The organism is Mesorhizobium sp. B3-1-7 (assembly GCF_006439385.1).
In the GTDB taxonomy this organism is placed as follows: domain Bacteria; phylum Pseudomonadota; class Alphaproteobacteria; order Rhizobiales; family Rhizobiaceae; genus Mesorhizobium.
Map to the genome: position 1 here is coordinate 1 of NZ_VFTL01000063.1, position 18,083 is coordinate 18,083.

The following is an 18,083-nucleotide window of genomic DNA, read 5'->3' on the forward strand; positions in this document are numbered from 1 at the left end:
GGAAGCTCCTGGTCGTCCTCAACGCCATCATTCGCGACAAAACCGCATTCGCGTGAACACAGTTGCCATTCCGTGACGTCCGAGCGCTGCTACGGTGCAGAATTCTGCTCCGCTGCGCTCTTCGATCAAAGTCACGGAATGGATTCCAGGGTCTGCGCGACGCCGCTTCGCGGCTGCTCCGCCCTGGAATGACGAGGCTGGGAGGCTTCCGCCAATCCCCGGCGCTTGTGCCGACTTCACGGAAAGGAACGGTGAGCCCCGATGGCAACCTCGCCGCTCGCACTTTCCTGGAATTGCTCCAGGCCGGTCTGGATGGTTGGCGAAACCATCCGCCTTTGTTTTGCTGGCAAACAGAAAACAATGTGAAGCAGTTCATAGAATTATACTTGGCGCTGCAAAACATTGACATCCGATCTTCTGCCACCGCATAATCATCGCCATCACCTTTCGAATATTCTGTTTCAACTGATCCGGGACGCTGTTTCCGGCGCGGATTCTTGTTGGCTGCATTGTTGGGCCGGGCATGCCGGCCGCGCTTCAGGAACAACGACGATGGGGAGGAACGACAGATGGCCATCGACATAAAAGTCTCCGTCTACACCAATGGCGACGACGCCTTCGTCGCCTGGGCACCGAGCGACTTCATCGCCGGGTGCCGGGGTTTTCTGCTCGAGCGCGGCCGCAAGGCCGGCGCCACCGAGAAGATCGAGCCCGTCGAGAACCGTGTCGGCTTCACCAAGGACAAGCCGAAATCGGGCGACCACCGGCCGTCGGACGTGTGGCCGTTCCAGCGCTTCAACTGGACCGACCACGCAGCCGATGTCGGCAATGTCGTGCGCTACCGGGTGACCGCGATGATGAGCGCCGGCCCCGGCAAGCCGCTGACCAAGGGCGTGTCGAGCGACTGGACGGACTGGCACACGCTCGCCACCGACGCCGGCGGCGGCTTTTCCTGCTACTTCAACCGCGGCCTGGTGCTGTCGCAATTCGTCGCCCGCTACATGGCCAAGAACAAGCTCTCGCCGGCGGCCTTCAAGAAGAGCCTGCAGACCAATGGCGACGCAAAGTTCCGCGCTTTCCTGGAAGGCGATCTCGGGCTGCGCATGGTCGGGCTGACGCAAGGCGCCGGCGACGAATTGCATGCGGCCCTCTACGAGCTCGGCGACGCGACGCTGGAGACGGCGCTGATCGGGCTCGGGCCGCGGCTGCATCTTATCCTCGCCAACGGCTCCGACAAAAGCGGCGACGGCAACAAGGACGCGCGCAAGAACCTCAACGACCACGGCATCGCGACCATCGACCGGATGCTGAAATCGAAAGGCCTCGGCCACAACAAGTTCGTCGTGGTGTCGCAAGACGGCGAGCCGAAGAAGGTGTGGACCGGCAGCACCAACTGGAGCACGACGGGCCTATGCACGCAGGTCAACAACGGCCTGCTGATCGAGGACGCGGCGGTGGCGGAGCATTTCCGCAAGCATTGGGACCTGCTCAAGGACGCCTCGCCGCCGAAGACCGACCCGGCCAATTTCACGCCGGCGCTGATGGCGGACAACAACGCACCGAAAACCTTCACGGTGGGCACCGCCAAGGCGACGGTCTGGTTCACCCGCACCTCCGACGGGGCCGACATGGCGGCGCTGCGCGACGTCATCAGCTCGGCCAGGCAGGCGGTGCTGTTCCTGATGTTCACGCCGGGCAAGCAGGGGCTGCACACGCTGGCTGGCCAGCGCGCCAGGGAAAAGGGCATGTATGTGCGCGGCGTGGTCTCGACGCTGAGCGCGGACGAGGGCGGCACCGAACAGAATTTCCTCGACATCGACCTGGTCAGCAGCGACCGGAAATTCACGCCCGACCGCTACGCGGTGGCGCAGCCGCAAGGCCTCGACGCGCCGCTCGGGCCATGGATCGCCGAGGTCAACCGGCGCAGCTTCCTGTCGCAGATCGGCCACGCCATCGTGCATTCGAAGATCCTGGTGACCGACCCGCATTCAAACGACTGCGTGGTGGTGACCGGCAGCCACAATTTCTCGGCGCCGGCGAGCCAGAAGAACGACGAGAACCTGGTGATCGTGCGCGGCCACGGGAAGCTTGCCGCCGCCTATGCCACATACGCGATGTCGGTCTACAGCCACTACCGCTACCGCTCCTACATCCGCGAGATGCGGGCGCAGGGCAGGACGCCGTGGAGCTACCTCGACGACGACGATCAATGGCTGAAGACCGAGCTCAGGACCAAGGCGCAGGAGATCGCGTTCTGGACGCAGCAGGGTTAGTCCCTTCTCCCCGTTTCACGGGGAGAAAGAACCTCCTCACTGTCGAAAGTTGTCAGGAACGGCGTCGATTCACGGTTGCACCGGGCGGCATCCGACCTATATCAGGTCACCTTTTCCAGCCGGCCGTATTTCAGCATGTCATCCATCATCTCGATCTCCGGTGTCACGAAAACCTATGCCACCGGCTTCAAGGCGCTGAAGGAAATCAATCTCGACATCGAGCGCGGCGAGATCTTCGCGCTGCTCGGGCCGAACGGCGCCGGCAAGACGACGCTGATCTCGATCGTCTGCGGCATCGTCAACCGCTCGTCGGGCAGCGTCAGCGTCGACGGCCACGACATCGGCCGGGACTACCGCGCGGCGCGTAGCCTGATCGGGCTGGTGCCGCAGGAGCTGACCATCGACGCCTTCGAGACGGTCTGGGCGACGGTGAACTACAGCCGCGGCCTGTTCGGCAAGGCGCCCAACGCGGCCTTCGTCGAAAAAGTGCTGCGCGACCTCTCGCTGTGGGACAAGAAGGATTCGAAAGCGATCACGCTGTCCGGCGGCATGAAGCGCCGGCTGATGATCGCCAAGGCGCTGTCGCACGAGCCGCGCGTGCTGTTCCTCGACGAGCCGACCGCCGGCGTCGACGTCGAACTGCGCCAGGACATGTGGGCAATGGTCAGGCGCCTGCGCGAAGACGGCGTCACCATCATCCTCACCACGCATTACATCGAAGAGGCCGAGGCGATGGCCGACCGGGTCGGCGTCATCAACAAGGGCGAGATCATCCTGGTCGAAGGCAAGGCCGAGCTGATGCGCAAGCTCGGTCGCAAGCAGATGAAACTGGAGCTGCGCGCGCCACTTGCCGCCGTTCCGGACGGGCTTTCCCACTATTCATTGGAGCTGTCGGACGACGGCAACCAGCTCACCTACACCTATGACAACCAGAGCGACCGTCCGGGCGTCGCCTCGCTGATCCGTGACCTCGAGGCGGCCGGCATCCAGTTCCGCGATCTCGACACCAAGAACAGCTCGCTCGAAGAGATCTTCGTCAATCTTCTGAGGCAAGAGCCATGAACCTGCGCGCTGCCCCTAATTTTCGTGCGGTATGGGCGATCTACCGGGTGGAGATGGCGCGCGCCTTCCGCACGGTGCTGCAGAGCATCATCTCGCCGGTCATCTCGACATCGCTCTATTTCGTCGTCTTCGGCTCGGCCATCGGCTCGCGCATCAACGAGATCGACGGCATCGCCTACGGCGCCTTCATCGTGCCGGGCCTGATGATGCTGTCGCTGCTGACGCAATCGATCTCCAACGCCTCCTTCGCCATCTATTTCCCGAAATTCGTCGGCTCGATCTACGAGCTTTTGTCGGCCCCAGTCTCCTATCTGGAGATCATCATCGCCTATGTAGGAGGCGCCGCGACCAAGTCGATCATCCTCGGCCTGATCATCCTGGCCACCGCGGCACTGTTCGTGCCGCTCAGGATCGAGCATCCGTTCTGGATGATCGCCTTCCTGGTGCTGACGGCGGTGACTTTCAGCCTGTTCGGCTTCATCATCGGCATCTGGGCAAAGACCTTCGAGCAGCTGCAGCTGGTGCCGCTGCTCATCGTCACGCCGCTCACCTTCCTCGGCGGCAGCTTCTATTCGATCCACATGCTGCCGGGCATCTGGAAGACGATCACGCTGTTCAATCCGGTCGTCTACCTGATCAGCGGGTTCCGCTGGAGTTTTTACGGCAAGGCTGACGTCTCGGTCGGCGTCAGCCTCGGCATGACGCTGATGTTCCTGGCCATCTGCATCGCGATCGTGGCGTGGATCTTCAAGACGGGCTACCGGTTGAGGAACTGACGGACTTTCAGTTCCTCGCCCCACGAAGTGGGGGCGAGGAAAACAGAGCCTCCTTCAAATCGCCTTCAGCAGGCGCAGCAGCCCCAGCATTTCCACGAAAGTCCCTTTGCGGAAGGCGATGTAGGTCGGCTCCTCGACGCCATGGAAGCGGCGCTTGAAGGCCGCCTGGCCCTGCAGGTTGAAGCGCGAGCGGTTGACCCAGGGCGAGTTGTAGGCGCGCTGGAAGGCGCCGCGCCAGAAGCCCGACTCGGCAAAGCCGCTCGGCTCGATGTCGAGCAGCGGCGAGAGGCCGAGCGTCACCTCAGAGATGCCCTCCTCGCGAAAGCGATCGACGGCGAATTTGGTCAAGCCGATTTCGGCATGCGGCGTCGCGTCGACCTGCTTGCGCTTGAAGGAGGTGGTGTAGCCGATGACCTTGCCGTCGCGAAACAGCGGGTCGAAATCGAGGATGGCGAGAAGCCGGCCCTCCGGGCTGTGCAGCATGAAGCGGCGCATGTCGGCGCCGAGCTCTTCGGCGAAGCGACGGTTGAGGAAACCCATCTCCCAGCGCTTGATGATGCGCTCCTTTCGCCAGTCGGCGGAAAGCTGAATGATCTCCTCCTGCAGCCCGTCGCCCCTGTCCTCGGCGAGGATAAAACCCTTCTTCGTCAGCCAGCGTTCGGAATAGCGCACGGTTTCGTTGCGCTTGCCGGAAAAATCATGCGCCGGCAAAAGCAGCCTGGTGTCGACGCCGAGGCGATTGACCCGGTAGCCGAGGCCGGCCAGCACCTTGGCGGTGTCGGCGCCGACCTGGACGAACCACGGGCCGCCGGCGGCCTCGACGAAGCGCTTGATATAGGCCGTGCGGTCGGCCGGGTCGGCGACCGGATCGCCCAGGGCGAAATGACGGCTCATCTTGGTGCCGAAGGCGATATAGCCGTCGCCATCGCTGAAATAGGACAGTTTCTTCTGCACGGCCGTGGAATAGGCGAGCGAGAAATCGCCATGGCGGCGCACCAGCGCCAGGCGCTCGGCATCCGTCAACTCGCGCCGCGGAACCTTGGGCGCCACGGCGTCGAGAAGCCTGTCGAAATAGATGCGCAGGGGCGCCATGAGCTCCGCGTGCCAAGAATGGATGACCTGCCGCCCTCAGGTCGCGAATCGCTGGCGACCGCTGCCGGCCACGTCGCGCCAGCGCGATATAGGATGCAATTGGCGGCGAATGAAGGGCAAACGTCCGAAAGCGTCCAGTATCGTCCATCGGCCGCGCGAAACGCGCCACGCGCGCGTCGGCTTTGGCGCAATCCCTCGGCGTCGCGCAACCGGGCGTGACGGGCAGCGTGGCGCTGCTTGCTCGTCTCTCTCACCAAGCCCGGCCCGTTCACGCCGGAGGCGCCGAGCCTCGGCGATTCTGGCATCAGGATCGACGGCAGGCTGGCGGCGATGGCCGGCGAGCGCATGAGGCAGCCCGGTTGCTCGGAACTCAGCGGCGTCTGCACGCATCCGGATTTCCGCGGCGTTGCCCGCCTGCTGTCGGTGTTGGTGGCGGGCAGGATCGCGGCACGCGGCGAGGTCGCGTACCTGCACGCCTATGACAGCAATGCGGCGGCGATCGGGGTTTACGAGTCGATCGGCTTCCGCCTGAGGAACAGGATGAACATGGCGATGCTTCAACGCGCAAAGTGACTGCTCGGCTTCGTCATCCACGTGCGGAGCGAGGAGCGCAGCGACGCAGCGTAGACCCGCGGATCCATTCCGTGACATGCGAGCGTTGCAACGGTGCAGAATTCTGCTCCGCTGCGCCCTGTGATCGCGGTCACGGCATGGATTCCAGGGTTTCCGCGACGTAGCTTCGCTCCTGCTTCGCCCTAGAATGACGACGTTGGGGAGGCTTCCGCCAATCCCCAACGTTTGTGCTACCCTCAGCGCATCACACCGCGATCTTGCCGCCGCCCTGCTTCGTAATCGCAACGACGGACGGCCGCACCGGCATGTCCGGCTTGAAGTCCGGCCAGCGGGTCGACGGGTCCTCGTAATAGGACGGGCGGCCAAAGCCTTCCCAGTCCTCGCCGCCGTCGCCCGGATGCTGGACGGCGACGAAAGCGGTCTGGTCGTCCGGCGCGAAGAGCGGGCCGCACATTTCGGCGCCGATCGGCACGCGGAAGAACAGTTTCGACGTCGCCCGCGCCGGGCCTTCGGTGTCGACCGCCCACAGGCCATCGGTGCGGCCGGTGGCCTTCGGGCCCTGGCCGTCGGTGGCGACCCACAGGCGCCCGGCCGAATCGACGGCGCAATTGTCCGGCATGCCGAACCAACCATGGGCGGTGGTCGCGGTGGAGAAGGTGGCGCCGACATCGGCCACCGACGGATCGCCGCATTTCAGCAGCACTTCCCATTTGCCCTTGGTGGCGGCGAAGTCGCCGCCGTCCTCGACGATCTCGATGATGTGGCCGAAGGCGTTGCCGGCGCGCGGATTGGCGGCGTCGACCTGCTCGGCCTTGCGCTTGGTGTTGTTGGTCAGCATGACATAGACCTTGCCGTTGCCGGCATTCGGCTGGATGTCCTCCGGCCGGTCCATCTTGGTGGCGCCGAGCAGGTCGGCGGCGCGCCGCGTCTCGATGAGCACGTCGGCCTGGGACGCAAAACCGTTCTCGGCAGTCAGCGGGCCCTGCCCGAACACGATCGGCATCCATTCGACCGAGCCGTCCTCGGCGAACTTCGCCACATGCAGCGTGCCGTCGTCGAGCAGGTTCATGTTGGCCGCGCGGTCATCGGGATTGAACTTGCCGGCGGTGACGAATTTGTAGACGTAGTCGAAGCGTTCGTCGTCGCCGAGATAGAAGACGACGCGGCCATCCCTGGCGACGATCGATTCGGCGCCCTCATGCTTGAAACGGCCCATGGCGGTGCGCTTCCTCGGCACCGAGGCCGGATCGTTGACATCGACCTCGACGATCCAGCCGAACCGGTTGGGCTCGTTCGGCTCCTTGGCGAGGTTGAAGCGGTCGTAATGCGCGCCCCACTCATAGGCGCCTTCCGGAATGCCGAGGCGCTTGTAGTTGGCGGCCTCCCCGTGGCCTTCCGGCAATTCGCCCGAGAAATAGCCGTGGATGTTCTCCTCGGCCATCACATAGGTGGCCCAGGGCGTGACGCCGCCGGCGCAGTTGTTGACGGTGCCGATGACCTTGGCGCCGGACGGATCGGCATTGGTCTTGACGCGATCATGGCCGGCGACCGGGCCGGACAGCGCCATCTCGGTGTTGGAGGTGATGCGGCGGTTGAGCTTGCCGTCGCGCACGACCTGCCACTTGCCGCCCTGCTTGCGGATTTCGACGATCGTGCCGCCATGCGCGGCCATCTCGACATCGACCTGCTCCTTGGAGAGCGGCGCCACCTCGGCGGCCTTCTTGCCGTCCTTCTCGACGATCGAGACGATGCCGGGGAACATCAGATGCGGGTTGGTGTATTCGTGATTGACGACCAGCAAGCCGTGCTCGGCGGAGCCGTCGATCGGGATATAGCCGACATAGTCGTTGTTGTAGCCGAACTGCCTGGCCTGAGCTTCGGCCGATTGTTTTGCCGGATCGAACGCTGGCGAGTCGGCGAACAGCGGATCGCCCCAGCGCAACAGCACGTCGGCGTCATAGCCCGGCGCGACATGATGCTTATCGTCGATGCCGGCCTCGAGCTCGTCGAACTTGAAGGCCGAAGCCTCTGCGGCGCGCGCCTCGTCGGCGGCGATCAGCGCCAGCGGGCTGACGGTGGCGGCAATGGCCGAGACGGCCAGCGAGCCCATGAGAAAGCCGCGGCGCGAGAAACGCGCGGCGATGATCTCGCCCATGGTGCGGTTGTCGGTCGGATTGACGGGCGGGCCGTCATTTTCCTCGAGCAGGCTGGTGCGGAAGCGGGTCTCAGGGGTCACGGTCATGGGATTCCTCTGGCTTCTTGAGGTGGCTGGGATTTTGACCTTTCGACCCCTAAAGCGCGCCGATCACATTTTCGTGACATGGCTTCGATGTACCCCCCGGTGATTGGCGAAGTCGTCGATGTCGGTCCCTTTCTACCCGTCACTATACGGGAAGAAGAGGCTTGCCGCGGCCTTCGCCCTATCCTCCACCACCCAGCTTGACGGTTTCGTCCGCTTCGGAAACAAAGGCTGCGGCCGGCGTGGCGACGGCGCTTCAAGAAGGGGACGACAAGGTGAGTTTCTGGGGACTGGCGCAGCTCGGCATTTCGACGGTGATGTTCCTGCTGGCGGCGATGGCGGCCAAGCATTGGGGGATGGCGCCGAGCCTGGCCAAGCTTCTTTTGACCCTGGCGCTCTACACGGCCGGCAATCTGATCATGCTGCGGCTGGTGCGCGAGTTCGGCATGTCGGTGTCGTTCAGCCTGTCGGCGGTCATCCAGCTCGTCTCGGTCAATGTAGTGGCGCTCGCCTTCTTCGGCGAACGGCTAAACGCCTTGCAAGCGACCGGCATGGTGCTGGCGGTCGCCGCCGTCGCGCTGATCACGCTCGGGCCCTATATGCAACGGCTGTAGCTGGACCCAAGGGCCCGAATGAAATCGACCGCCAACGCGCTGCTCAACAAGTTGGAATTCCCGGTGCTGCTGGCCGGGCTGGCGATCGCCGGCGGTCTATGGGGCCTGGTGGAGCTCATTGAGGTGGCGCGCGCCACCTCGCCACATGCCTTCGATACGGAAATCCTGCTTGCCTTCCGCCATGCCGGGCAGCCGGACAGTCCGATCGGTCCACCCTGGCTCGAAGGCGCGGTGCGCGACGTCACCGCGCTGGGCAGCACCGCCGTGCTGGCGCTGATCACGACGGCGACGATCGTCTATCTGCTCTTGCTCCGCAGACCCCTGACAGCTCTGTTCATGTTCGCGGCCGTGGCGGGCGGGCAAGTGCTTTCCAGCCTGCTCAAATTCGAGGTCGACCGGCCGCGCCCCGATCTCGTCTCGCATCTCGTCACCGAGACTTCGCTCTCGTTTCCCAGCGGTCACGCGATGCTGTCGGCGGTGACCTATCTGACCCTCGGCTCGCTGGCGGCCCGGTTCCTGCCGGATCGCAGGACGAAAGTCTTCGTGCTCGGCCTTGCCGTGCTCACCACGGTGCTGATCGGCGCCAGCCGCGTCTATCTTGGCGTGCACTGGCCGTCCGACGTGCTTGCCGGCTGGTGCGCGGGCTTCGCATGGGCCATGCTGTGCTGGCTTGCGGCGCGCCTGCTGCAGCGACGCAAAGTAGTGGCCGACAGCGACTGATCGATGGCTGAAGCATATAAAATGATGCTTGAGACATTGTAATATCTACAATATACATCTCCTGCAGTTTCAAAAGACGGGTTCAGGCCGATGATCACTGCCGCACAGATGCGCGCCGCGCGGGCGTTGACCGGCATCGACCAGAAGACGCTCGCCGAGCGCGCCGGCGTCTCGCTGCCGACGATCCAGCGCATGGAAGCGAGCGACGGCGTCGTCCGGGGCGTGGTCGACACGCTGATGAAGGTCATTCAGGCGCTCGACGAGGTCGGCGTGGAGCTGATCGGCGAGAACCAGGCCAGCGAGCGCGGCGGCAGGGGCGTGCGCCTCAAGGCCACCGCGGCGCAGAACCCGCAGGGCTGAGCCGCCACCGCGGCGGTGCGGAAAAATCGGCGCCGTTGCGGCCGGATTTACCGACCGATGCCGCGCTCTCTCACATCGCCGCTTCGATCGGCTCGGCAAGCTTCGGATTGGCGCGCGCGGCGATCAGGCAGCCGGCAACGATGAGGCATGCCCCCGTCAGCGTGGTCCAGGCCACCTTCTCGCCGAAGAAGAACCAGCCAAGCGCGATCGCCCAGATGAAGGCCGAGTATTCGGTCGGAATCAGATATTGCGCCTCGGCACGGGCGTAGGACCAGCTCATCAAAAATTGCCCGGCGAGCGACAGCAGCGCCACCGCGCCCAAGGGAAGCCAGAGATCGCTCGGCAGCGCAACCGCGAGCCAGGGTGCCGCGAGACCGAGGATGATCGCGACGAAGAGGTTCTGGAACAGCATGATCTCGACCGGCCTGGCCAGCAGCGCCTGTTGCCTGGAGAGGATCAGATTGTAGGCGTAGAACACCGTCGATGCGAGCACCGCGGCCGTGCCAAGCAGGGCGTCCTGCGAATGGCTTGCCGCACCGAACTGGCCGGCCAATATGATCGCGACGCCCGCCATGCCGGCCAGCGACGCCCAGATTGCCTGCCGCCTTATGCGTTCGCCCAGCAACAATGCCGCAAGCAAAAGCGCAAACAGCGGCGCGACGAAGCTGAGCCCGATCGCCTCGGCGAGCGGCAGCCTCGCCAGACCCCAAAAGAACAAGACCAGGACGATGCCGACAATCGCGGCGCGCAGCGCATGCAGGCCCAGCACCGGAAGGCTCGGCCTCGAGCGCGACCCCGCCGACCAGGCGGCGCCCGCGACCAACGTGGCAACCAGGCTTCGCCACAGCAGCGTGTTATAGACGCCGACCGCGAGGGCCAGGGACTTCATTGCCGCATCCATGCCGGAGAGCAGGAAGATCGCCAGCGCGCATGTGAGCACGGGGATCATCGGCGAAACGGCGCCGGTCAGGCTGGATGTCTTCACGGCTTCGCTCATGTGACGGATGGGAGCCGGATAGTACGGAGCAAGCGGCGAAACCAGATGGCAGCGCCGTCGATATGACGGTCTAATCCCGATCGGCGAGGCGAAAAACTCGCCTCGCCGCTGCAGTGCCGAGATGCGAAACGCTGTCCCGCCGGCGTTGCAATGCTTCTCCGCCGCGACGTGCTCAATCCAGTGACAGCGCCACGACCTCGCCTTCGCCCATCAGCGGCACGAAGATCTTTTCACCGTCGGTGCCGATGTCGGCGCTGCCGGGTTTGAAGCGCGCCACCGCTTCCGGCGCGCCGCCTGTTTTGTAGCTGTAAAGCGTGCCGGTCATGTAGGCGGTGGCGTAGATGGTGTCGCCAATAGCGATGACACCGTCGAGGTCGGCGAAATTTTGAGCGCCGGGCAGCGGCGTGACCTTCTTCGTGGCGAGGTCGACCGACAGTAGGCCGCCCGGCTCGGCGGTGCTGAAATCGGTCTTGTTGATGCCCTTGCCCCAGGACGCGACGATCAGCCTGCCGCCATCGGCGAACACACCATTGGGCGAGGCGAGCAGCGGATCCTTGACGAACAGCTCCGGCCTGTCGCCGTCGATGCGGTAGATCGTGTCGGCCAGCATGTCGCTGACATAGACCTTGCCGGCGCTGTCCTGCGTCATGTCGTTGAGAAACACGGCGCCCGGCACATCGATGGTCTCGACCAGTCTGCCGCTGGCGAGGTCGACGACGCGCACCTTGGTGATGTCGGCGGCGTAGAGCCTGCCACCGGCGATCGCCATGCCCTTGGGCGCGTCCATGCCGTCCACCCAGTGGCGGGCGATGACCTTGCCGTCCATCGACAGAAGCGACAAGTAGCCATTGCCGTCCGCGTCGCCGGGATTGCCGGCGATGTTGGAGACGACGATGCGGTTGTGGGCGGCATCGACAAGCGCGGATTCCGGCTGCTCGAAGCCGGTGGCGCGCCAGAGTTCGCCGGCCTGCGCGACAGACACGGCGATCGTTGCGACGACGGTTGAGGCGATGAGACGTTTCATGGGTGCTCTCCTGCAATGACGGCGGAGAGCTAGTATTTTCGATACTTTCCCGGAAGCCGGAACAAGACTAGTATCGTTCTTCGATACCAAATCGGATGAAGGAGGCGCATTCCATGAACGGTCCGATCTTCGAGGCGCTGAAACGGACGCTGAAGGCCAAGGGCCTGACCTACCGGACGTTGGCCGAACGCATGGGCGTTTCCGAGCCGACGGTGAAGCGCATCTTCCATGAGCGGAACTGCAAGCTCGACCGGCTGATGGAGATCTGCGCCGCGGCCGATGTCGAGCTGGAGAACGTGCTCGGCGCGATGAACCGGGGACCGGGCCCGGCCAACCGCGTCGGGCCGGAGATCGAGCGCCGCCTGGCGGCGCGGCCGGCGCTGCTCTTCGTCTTCATCATGCTGTCGGAGAAATTCACGGCCGAAGGCATCATGCGCTCGCAGGGCCTGAGCGAAGCTTCGATGTTCCTCTACCTGCGCGATCTCGAGGAGCTCGGGCTGGTGGCGCTGGGGCGCGGCCTGTCGGCAAGGCTGCTCCTCGACACGCCGATCCAGTGGGATTTCGAGGGACCGCTGAAGCCGCATTTCGAGATGACCAACAAGAATTTTGTCGGCTGGGCGCTCGGCCACATGGAGCAGGGCGCGACCTTCATCAGCTTTTCCAGGCGAATGCGGCCGCAAACGGCGGAGATGCTGCGGCGCGAGGCCGAGGAGCTCGCCGAGCGCGCCAAGCTGCTTGCCCATCACGACCAGCACACCACGCCGGAGGACCAGCTCACCGGCTACAAATGGACCTTTGCTTTCGGCGCGACGCCGTTTCCCGCGATCATGCCGATCGGCCCGCATCCGAGGGATGCGGGGGCAAAGCCGGCGAAGGAGAAACGGACGCTGCCGGCGTAGCTCTGCCGCTTCTCCCTTTTGGGACCCCTTGTGGGAGAAGGAAAGGGCGTCACGCCGCTTTCGCTTCTTCCTGGGGTCCGGCGATATCGTCGCGCGCCTTGCGGGCGAGTTTTTTGGCCGAGCGTTTCGGGCTGTCGCCGAACAGCTCGGCGGCATCGGCGAGGCAGGCCTTGGTCAGGCTCTTTTCGGAGCGCTTCAGCAGCTTGCGCAGCAGCTTCGTGTCGTCGGCGGAGCCGAGCGGCTCGCCTTCGGCGGCGAGCAGGGCGCGCATGACGAAGACGTCGTGCAATTCGCCGAGTTGCTCGCCGAACCTGTCGACCGCCTTGCGGCGCGCCTTGATCGGCGTCGGCCACAGGCGGCCGAGTAGCGACAGATGCATGGAATGCGTCTTGACCGCCTTGCGCAGGTCGTGAAAGTCCTCGTCCTCGCCGCGCGACTCCGCCTTGTCCAGCGCCTTCTTCGCCCGCCGCAAGGTGGCGCGGGCGCCGGCGGCGAGGATGTCGGCGGCCTGTTCCGGCTGGTCGGGCAGGGCCAGCCTGTCGATGCGCTCCAGGCCCTCCCGGCAAGCGGCTATCGCCGCATTGATGGCGGCGTCGAGGCCGGGACCGGCATGGAGCTCATGCTGGCGCAGCACCAGCCGCTCGCGCACGGGATCGAGACCGCCGCCGGCGGATTGTTCCGGAAAGGCATCGGCCAGGCGATCGACGGTTTCGATCAAGGCGGTTGCCTCGCGCGGCCCGGCCAGCAGCGCCGATACCTGCTTATAGCATTCGTTCTCGGTCTGGCAGAATGGTTCGTCCCCGGAACGAACCAGGCGCAGCAAGGCGCGCACACTCTTCAGCCGCTTGCGGCATTTGTGCAGTCCCTGCTCCGGCTTCTCGCGCGCCATCTCGAGATGGGCGATTGCCTTGCCGATCTCATCGGCCAATATGCGCCTGACCTCGCCGGTCAGCGGCAAGCGCGGATCGATGCGGAAGCTCATGCGGCGATCTCCGGAATCCCCCCGAGGGCCAGCGACGCGTTGTAGAATTTCGACTCGCCGGTGACCTCGCGACCTAGCCAGTCGGGCAGCATTTCGTCAGATACGTCCTCCGGCGTCTCCAGCTCCGCGATCACCAACCCCGCGAGCTTTCCGCCGAAAACATCGACTTCATAGAGATAGCCGCGGTGTCTAACATGGTGGCGTGTCTTCTCGATGACACGCCCCAGCGCAAATGCCATCAGTTCCTCGGCCTCGGCAAGCGGGATCGAATATTCGAACTCATCGCGCTCGCGCGCCCTGTCGCCGAACTTCAGCGTCAGCCTGGCGGAGCGCCCGTCGCTGATGCGTACGCGCACCGTGCGGCCGGGCTGGGCGGCGACATAGAACTGGCGAATGCGGATTTCCGCGTCGACCCTGTCGCGCCAGGCCGGACCGGAGACCAGGAATTTGCGCTCGACTTCCTTGCCCATGGCCGGGCACTAAAGCCTGTGAGGGTCGAGAAGGCAAGCCGCCTCGGAGTCAAACTTGACTTTAATCAATCGAATGATTAAAGTCTGAATATGAACAAGCAGCCAAGCATAAAAAGGCAGCCGCGCGAGGCCACCACCGCCGAGCAGACGCGCACCGCGCTGGTGCACGCGGCGCTCAAGCTGTTCGGGCGGCAAGGTTTCGACGGCACCTCGACGCGCGAGATCGCGGCCGAGGCCAAGGCCAATATCGGCTCGATCGCCTATCATTTCGGCGGCAAGGAAGGCCTGCGCGCCGCCGCCGCCGATTTTATCGTCGACACCATCCAGGGGATCGCCGGCCAGGCGCTGGGCGGCGATCAGGCCGCCGCGCCGCCGGAACCGGAAGCCGCCCGTGCCCAGCTTTTCGCAGCGCTCGAGCGGATGGTGGGCTTCGTCGTGGCCAGTCCGCAGGCCGGCGAGATCGTACAATTCGTACTTCGCGAGCTCTCGCATCCGACCGCCGCGCTCGACCGCATCTATGCCGGCGTGTTCGAGCCGACGCACCGGCGGCTGTGCCAGATCTGGGAGCAGGCGACCGGCGAACCGGCCGAGAGCGAGACGACCAAGCTCACCGTCTTCACCATGATCGGCCAGGTCATCTATTTCCGCATCGGCCGCGAGGCGGTGATGCGCCGGATGGGCTGGCGCGGGATCGGCAATGAAGAGGCCGCCAAGGTGGTGGCAGTCGCGACCGACAACCTCAGGGCGATGCTGGCGGCACGCGATGCGCGCGCCGGCAAGAAGGGCAAATCATGAGCTTTCTCTGTTCGCTGCCGCTCGCGGCCCAATTGTTCGGCGCCTGCGCGCCGGCGGCGCCCCTGGCCGTCGGCTATGTCGAAGGCGAATATGTGCTGATGGCGCCGATCGAAGTGGCCCAGGTGGCGACGGTGACCGTCAGGCGCGGCGACCGCGTCGAGAGCGGCACGCCGGTGGCGACGCTCGAGGACGCCGACGCCAAGATCGAGGTCGCGCAAGCGCAGGCGGCGTTGGCGCAGGCGCAGGCCCAGCTTGCCGACCTGCAGGTCGGCAAGCGCCCTGAGGAAATCGCGGTGCTCAAGGCCGAGGTCGACATGGCAAAAGCCCAGGCAGCCGACGCCAAGCGCAAATACGACCGGGCGAGCGATCTCTACAAACGCGGCACCGGCACCCAGGCCGACTACGACACCGCCTCGGCTTCGCTGGAGACCGCCACGGCCCAGGTCGGCCAGGCGGAAGCCAATCTCGCCGTCGGCAACCTGCCGGCGCGGGCCGAGACCATCAAGGCCGCCGACAACCAGGTCAAGCAGGCGCAGTCGACCCTGGAGCAGGCCGAGTGGCGGCTGTCGAAGCGGGTGCTGACGGCGCCCTCGCCCGGCCGCGTCAACGACGTCATCCGCAATCCCGGCGACACCGCCGGGCCGACCGCGCCGGTGATCTCGGTGCTGCCGGACGGCGCCGTGAAGCTCAGCGTCTATGTGCCGGAAAGCGCCTTCTCGTCGGTCAAGGTCGGCACCGAGCTCAACGTCCATTGCGACGGTTGCGGGACGGGGCTGAAGGCACGTGTCAGCTATGTCTCGCCCGATCCGGAGTTCACGCCGCCGGTGATCTATTCGCTCGAGAACCGGCAGAAGCTGGTCTATCTGGTCGAAGCGCGGCCGGACGGCAATGCCGGGCCCTTGCAGCCCGGCCAGATCGTCGATGTCGATCTCGCGGATCTCGGGCAATGAACGCAATCGACGTTCGCGGCCTGGTCAAGCGCTTCGGCGACAAGACCGTCGTCGACCATGTGACGATGACGGTCGCCGAAGGCGAGATCGTCGGTTTCCTCGGGCCGAACGGCTCGGGCAAGACGACGACCATCCGCATCATGTGCGGGCTGCTCACGCCGGACGAGGGCGACGGCACGGTGCTGGGCTTCGACATCCGCAGCGACGCGCTCAAGATCAAGCGCGAAGTCGGCTACATGACGCAGAAGTTCTCTTTCTACGAGGATTTGACGATCGGCGAGAACCTCGAATTCGTTGCGCGGCTCTACCGGCTGAGGCCGGTGGAGGAATATGTCGCGCGCACGCTTCAGGAGCTCGGCCTGACGAGCCGTCGCGACCAGCTTGCCGGCACGCTTTCCGGCGGTTGGAAGCAACGGCTGGCCTTGGCCGCCTGCATCATGCACAAGCCGAAGCTGCTCCTGCTCGACGAGCCGACGGCGGGTGTCGACCCGAAGGCGCGACGCGAGTTCTGGGACGAGATCCATCGACTGGCCGGCGGCGGGCTGACCGTGCTCGTTTCCACCCACTATATGGACGAGGCCGAGCGCTGCCACCGCATCAGCTACATCTCCTACGGCAAGATGCTCGCCACCGGCACGGTGGACGAGGTGGTGAAGAATGCCGGGCTGACCACCTTCGTGCTGCAGGGGCCGCGGCTCGACCAGGTGGCCGAGGCGCTGCAGGGCCGTCCCGGCGTCGACCAGGTGGCGCCGTTCGGCGCGACGCTGCATGTCGTCGGTTCCGACAAGGCGGCGCTGGAAAAGGCGCTCGCCGATGTCGAGAAGGAGCATAAGGGCGTCACGGTGAAGCCCGGCGAGACAAGCCTCGAGGATGTGTTCATCCAGTTCATGTCCGGCTCGAAGGACAACATGGCATGAACGCGGTCTTCTCCTTCGCCAGGCTCGGCGCGCTGCTGATCAAGGAATTCATCCAGATGCGGCGCGACCGCATCACCTTCGCCATGATGCTGGGCGTGCCGCTGATCCAGCTGGTGCTGTTCGGCTATGCGATCAACAACGACCCGAAGAGCCTGCCGGCCGCCCTGGTGGCGACCAGCAGCGATCCCTATACGCGCGCCATGGTCTCGGCGCTGCAGACGACGGGCTACTACCGCTTCGATCATGTCGCGCAAAGTGCCGAGGAAGCCGAATTCCTGATGTCGCGCGGCGATGTCTCCTTCGTCGTCACCATTCCCGCCGATTTCGCCCGACGGGTGGAGCGCGGCGACAATCCGCAGATCCTGATCGAGGCCGACGCCACCGATCCGGCGGTGGCCAGCGGCGCGATCTCGACGCTGAGCACCGTGGCCGGCCAAGCGCTGCTCAGGGCGCAAGGCACGCAGGAGACGGCCAAGGAGGCGGCGCGGGGCCAGCTCGATGTGGTCGTGCACCGGCGCTACAATCCAGAGGGCATCTCGCAATACAACATCGTGCCCGGCCTGCTCGGCGTCATCCTGCAGATGACGATGGTGATGATGACCTCGATCGCGCTGACGCGCGAGACCGAGCGCGGCACGATGGAAAACCTTCTGGCCATGCCGTCGAGCCCGCTGGAGATCATGCTGGGCAAGGTGCTGCCCTATCTGGTGGTGGGCGCGGTGCAAGTGGTGGTGGTGCTGGCGGCGGCGAAGCTTCTGTTTGCCATCCCCTTCACCGGCTCGCTTTCTCTGTTGTTGTCAGCGGTGCTGGTGTTCGTGCTGTCGCTGGTGCTACTCGGCTACACGATCTCGACGATCGCGCGCACGCAGATGCAGGCGCTGCAGCTCACGTTTTTCTTCTTCCTGCCCTCGATCATGCTGTCGGGCTTCATGTTCCCCTATCGCGGCATGCCCGGCTGGGCGCAGATTTTCGGCGAGATCTTTCCGCTGACACATTTCCTGCGCATCACCCGCGCGGTGATGCTGAAGGGGGCGCAACTGCCGGCGGTGGCGACCGAGATCGGCTGGCTGGTGGTGTTCGTGGCGCTGTTTGCCGGCGTGGCCCTGGTGCGGTTCAGGCGGACGCTGGATTAGGGGCGGAGGACAATGCGGGGCGAGCGGGAGTGGGTCGAACGGCCTTGTTGTGGCCAGAACCGAACATCGATGAACGGCACGTTTTAAGCCGGATCAGGCCCCGAGCCAGGCAATGGCTGCTTTGCGCCCGACGTCAGTCATTACGTGGACTTCTCCATTCGCCGAAAGCGGACATTGCCGGGAATACGCTTAGTTTGCGCAAGAAGC

At 64.9% G+C, this 18,083-nt stretch carries 18 protein-coding genes; 12 read left to right on the forward strand and 6 right to left on the reverse strand.

The window, feature by feature from the left end; genetic code table 11:
* Window positions 1-569: 569 nt before the first annotated feature.
* The 3 genes from FJ417_RS32155 (at window position 570) to FJ417_RS32165 (ending at window position 4,111) form a co-directional block, all read left to right on the forward strand.
* On the forward strand, window positions 570-2,273 hold the full coding sequence (locus FJ417_RS32155; protein WP_140786230.1) for a phospholipase D-like domain-containing protein: 1,704 nt from the start codon (window positions 570-572) through the stop codon (window positions 2,271-2,273).
* A gap of 135 nt (window positions 2,274-2,408) precedes the next feature.
* A complete protein-coding gene (locus FJ417_RS32160) occupies window positions 2,409-3,335 on the forward strand; it encodes an ABC transporter ATP-binding protein (protein WP_140709341.1) in 927 nt (308 codons plus the stop codon).
* A complete protein-coding gene (locus FJ417_RS32165) occupies window positions 3,332-4,111 on the forward strand; it encodes an ABC transporter permease (RefSeq protein ID WP_140709343.1) in 780 nt (259 codons plus the stop codon). The genes FJ417_RS32160 and FJ417_RS32165 overlap by 4 nt, the downstream gene beginning before the upstream one ends.
* 54 nt (window positions 4,112-4,165) lie before the next feature.
* On the opposite strand, the gene FJ417_RS32170 is transcribed toward FJ417_RS32165, so the two are convergent.
* Entirely contained in the window at window positions 4,166-5,203 is a 1,038-nt protein-coding gene (locus FJ417_RS32170; protein WP_140709351.1) for a phosphatidylglycerol lysyltransferase domain-containing protein, read from the reverse strand.
* 237 nt (window positions 5,204-5,440) lie between these two features.
* Between FJ417_RS32170 and FJ417_RS32175 the strand changes: the two genes are divergently transcribed.
* Window positions 5,441-5,776, forward strand: coding sequence for a GNAT family N-acetyltransferase (locus FJ417_RS32175; RefSeq protein WP_246687629.1), 336 nt, complete (start codon window positions 5,441-5,443; stop codon window positions 5,774-5,776).
* A 244-nt stretch (window positions 5,777-6,020) separates the two neighbouring features.
* Here the strand turns inward: FJ417_RS32175 and FJ417_RS32180 are convergent, their stop codons facing one another.
* Window positions 6,021-8,018, reverse strand: a complete 1,998-nt coding sequence (locus FJ417_RS32180) for a PhoX family phosphatase (RefSeq protein WP_140786231.1) — start codon at window positions 8,016-8,018, stop codon at window positions 6,021-6,023.
* A 272-nt stretch (window positions 8,019-8,290) separates the two neighbouring features.
* Between FJ417_RS32180 and FJ417_RS32185 the strand changes: the two genes are divergently transcribed.
* The 3 genes from FJ417_RS32185 to FJ417_RS32195 all read left to right on the forward strand — a co-directional run bounded on the left by FJ417_RS32185 (window position 8,291) and on the right by FJ417_RS32195 (window position 9,709).
* Window positions 8,291-8,629, forward strand: a complete 339-nt coding sequence (locus FJ417_RS32185) for a hypothetical protein (RefSeq protein WP_140786242.1) — start codon at window positions 8,291-8,293, stop codon at window positions 8,627-8,629.
* 18 nt (window positions 8,630-8,647) lie between these two features.
* A complete protein-coding gene (locus FJ417_RS32190; RefSeq protein WP_140658152.1) occupies window positions 8,648-9,349 on the forward strand; it encodes a phosphatase PAP2 family protein in 702 nt (233 codons plus the stop codon).
* Window positions 9,350-9,439: 90 nt separating this feature from the next.
* The gene (locus FJ417_RS32195) at window positions 9,440-9,709 is read left to right on the forward strand and encodes a helix-turn-helix transcriptional regulator (protein ID WP_140786232.1); all 270 of its coding nucleotides are present in this window, start codon (window positions 9,440-9,442) and stop codon (window positions 9,707-9,709) included.
* A gap of 70 nt (window positions 9,710-9,779) precedes the next feature.
* Here FJ417_RS32195 and FJ417_RS32200 read toward each other — a convergent pair whose 3' ends face one another.
* Together FJ417_RS32200 and FJ417_RS32205 are read right to left on the reverse strand one after the other, a co-directional pair.
* Window positions 9,780-10,706 (reverse strand): DMT family transporter, encoded by a 927-nt coding sequence (locus tag FJ417_RS32200; protein WP_140786233.1) that lies wholly within the window; start codon window positions 10,704-10,706, stop codon window positions 9,780-9,782.
* Between the two features lie 172 nt (window positions 10,707-10,878).
* Window positions 10,879-11,730 carry an ATP/GTP-binding protein gene (locus FJ417_RS32205; RefSeq protein ID WP_140786234.1) on the reverse strand — a complete coding sequence of 284 codons (852 nt, stop codon included), beginning with the start codon at window positions 11,728-11,730 and terminating at the stop codon, window positions 10,879-10,881.
* Between the two features lie 113 nt (window positions 11,731-11,843).
* Here FJ417_RS32205 and FJ417_RS32210 point away from each other — a divergent pair, with 113 nt between their 5' ends.
* Window positions 11,844-12,629 (forward strand): helix-turn-helix transcriptional regulator, encoded by a 786-nt coding sequence (locus FJ417_RS32210; protein WP_140786235.1) that lies wholly within the window; start codon window positions 11,844-11,846, stop codon window positions 12,627-12,629.
* Between the two features lie 49 nt (window positions 12,630-12,678).
* Here FJ417_RS32210 and FJ417_RS32215 read toward each other — a convergent pair whose 3' ends face one another.
* Complete coding sequence (locus FJ417_RS32215) at window positions 12,679-13,611, reverse strand: CHAD domain-containing protein (protein ID WP_140786236.1); 933 nt, start codon at window positions 13,609-13,611, stop codon at window positions 12,679-12,681.
* Window positions 13,608-14,081 carry a CYTH domain-containing protein gene (locus FJ417_RS32220; RefSeq protein ID WP_140786237.1) on the reverse strand — a complete coding sequence of 158 codons (474 nt, stop codon included), beginning with the start codon at window positions 14,079-14,081 and terminating at the stop codon, window positions 13,608-13,610. The genes FJ417_RS32215 and FJ417_RS32220 overlap by 4 nt, the downstream gene beginning before the upstream one ends.
* Window positions 14,082-14,171: 90 nt before the next feature.
* Between FJ417_RS32220 and FJ417_RS32225 the strand changes: the two genes are divergently transcribed.
* From FJ417_RS32225 to FJ417_RS32240, 4 genes are read left to right on the forward strand one after another with little or no spacing between them, the layout of a single operon-like run.
* Entirely contained in the window at window positions 14,172-14,876 is a 705-nt protein-coding gene (locus tag FJ417_RS32225) for a DUF1956 domain-containing protein (RefSeq protein WP_140658164.1), read from the forward strand.
* The gene (locus tag FJ417_RS32230) at window positions 14,873-15,826 is read left to right on the forward strand and encodes an HlyD family efflux transporter periplasmic adaptor subunit (protein ID WP_140786238.1); all 954 of its coding nucleotides are present in this window, start codon (window positions 14,873-14,875) and stop codon (window positions 15,824-15,826) included. Before FJ417_RS32225 ends, FJ417_RS32230 begins: the two co-directional genes overlap by 4 nt.
* Window positions 15,823-16,743 (forward strand): ABC transporter ATP-binding protein, encoded by a 921-nt coding sequence (locus tag FJ417_RS32235; protein ID WP_140786239.1) that lies wholly within the window; start codon window positions 15,823-15,825, stop codon window positions 16,741-16,743. Before FJ417_RS32230 ends, FJ417_RS32235 begins: the two co-directional genes overlap by 4 nt.
* Window positions 16,740-17,876 (forward strand): ABC transporter permease, encoded by a 1,137-nt coding sequence (locus FJ417_RS32240; RefSeq protein ID WP_140786240.1) that lies wholly within the window; start codon window positions 16,740-16,742, stop codon window positions 17,874-17,876. Before FJ417_RS32235 ends, FJ417_RS32240 begins: the two co-directional genes overlap by 4 nt.
* The last annotated feature ends 207 nt before the right edge of the window (window positions 17,877-18,083 follow it).

Bases quoted from the DNA above. Each gene is read 5' to 3' on its own strand.
- FJ417_RS32220 (WP_140786237.1), bottom strand. From the start codon at position 14,081: ATGGGCAAGGAAGTCGAGCGCAAATTCCTGGTCTCCGGTCCGGCCTGG.
- FJ417_RS32210 (WP_140786235.1), top strand. From the start codon at position 11,844: ATGAACGGTCCGATCTTCGAGGCGCTGAAACGGACGCTGAAGGCCAAG.
- FJ417_RS32180 (WP_140786231.1), bottom strand. From the start codon at position 8,018: ATGACCGTGACCCCTGAGACCCGCTTCCGCACCAGCCTGCTCGAGGAA.
- FJ417_RS32215 (WP_140786236.1), bottom strand. From the start codon at position 13,611: ATGAGCTTCCGCATCGATCCGCGCTTGCCGCTGACCGGCGAGGTCAGG.
- FJ417_RS32165 (WP_140709343.1), top strand. From the start codon at position 3,332: ATGAACCTGCGCGCTGCCCCTAATTTTCGTGCGGTATGGGCGATCTAC.
- FJ417_RS32200 (WP_140786233.1), bottom strand. From the start codon at position 10,706: ATGAGCGAAGCCGTGAAGACATCCAGCCTGACCGGCGCCGTTTCGCCG.
- FJ417_RS32240 (WP_140786240.1), top strand. From the start codon at position 16,740: ATGAACGCGGTCTTCTCCTTCGCCAGGCTCGGCGCGCTGCTGATCAAG.
- FJ417_RS32155 (WP_140786230.1), top strand. From the start codon at position 570: ATGGCCATCGACATAAAAGTCTCCGTCTACACCAATGGCGACGACGCC.
- FJ417_RS32230 (WP_140786238.1), top strand. From the start codon at position 14,873: ATGAGCTTTCTCTGTTCGCTGCCGCTCGCGGCCCAATTGTTCGGCGCC.
- FJ417_RS32235 (WP_140786239.1), top strand. From the start codon at position 15,823: ATGAACGCAATCGACGTTCGCGGCCTGGTCAAGCGCTTCGGCGACAAG.
- FJ417_RS32170 (WP_140709351.1), bottom strand. From the start codon at position 5,203: ATGGCGCCCCTGCGCATCTATTTCGACAGGCTTCTCGACGCCGTGGCG.
- FJ417_RS32205 (WP_140786234.1), bottom strand. From the start codon at position 11,730: ATGAAACGTCTCATCGCCTCAACCGTCGTCGCAACGATCGCCGTGTCT.
- FJ417_RS32160 (WP_140709341.1), top strand. From the start codon at position 2,409: ATGTCATCCATCATCTCGATCTCCGGTGTCACGAAAACCTATGCCACC.
- FJ417_RS32195 (WP_140786232.1), top strand. From the start codon at position 9,440: ATGATCACTGCCGCACAGATGCGCGCCGCGCGGGCGTTGACCGGCATC.
- FJ417_RS32190 (WP_140658152.1), top strand. From the start codon at position 8,648: ATGAAATCGACCGCCAACGCGCTGCTCAACAAGTTGGAATTCCCGGTG.
- FJ417_RS32225 (WP_140658164.1), top strand. From the start codon at position 14,172: ATGAACAAGCAGCCAAGCATAAAAAGGCAGCCGCGCGAGGCCACCACC.